General features: G+C 77.5%; 2 pseudogenes. Both read right to left on the reverse strand.

Annotation, left to right across the window (positions count from 1 at the left end):
* Positions 1-378 (reverse strand): annotated as a pseudogene (locus tag GT030_RS00750) (lipopolysaccharide biosynthesis protein); the annotation flags it as partial.
* A pseudogene (locus tag GT030_RS36035) lies at positions 375-537 on the reverse strand (glycosyl transferase); the annotation flags it as partial. The pseudogenes GT030_RS36035 and GT030_RS00750, both read right to left, overlap by 4 nt.

A 537-nucleotide genomic window follows, 5' to 3' on the forward strand; every position in this document is an offset into this window, starting at 1 on the left:
GGCGGCCCGCGCGGGCTGCCCGGAGGTGGCGGAGACGGCGACCATCGGGGCGTCCGGCGAGGTGGCCGTGCGCACGTTCTTGGCCAGGGTGCTCACCGGCACCCCGGCCCGCGCCTGCGCCTCGGCGAGCACGGCGGGCTGGGTGGCGACCCTGCCGTACGCCTGCGCGAAGCCGAGTGCGGTGGAGGTGTCCGAGCGCTCGGCGGGGACGGCGATGACATAGCTGGTCGCCGTGTAGGCGGGGGCCTTGAGCAGGCCGTACCCGCCGCCGATCAGCCCGCCCGCGACGACCCCGGCGGCCACCAGCGACCAGGGCGGCAGGGAACGGGAGCCCGGCAGGCGGCCGGTGCGACGGCGCCGGGTGGGATTGTCGGTCATGAGGGGCTGCCTCCGTGAGGGTGTCGGGGCGAGGGGACCGTACGGGTGAGCGCCGAGGTGTAGACGTCCATCAGCCGGGCGGCGCTGCGGGTGATGCAGTAGTGACGGGCCGCCTCCGGGACGGTGCGCGGACCCGGCCCGGCGGCGCGGACCCCGGCG

Origin of the sequence: Streptomyces sp. SID1328 (assembly GCF_009865595.1) — a bacterium.
Classification (GTDB): domain Bacteria; phylum Actinomycetota; class Actinomycetes; order Streptomycetales; family Streptomycetaceae; genus Streptomyces; species Streptomyces griseoluteus.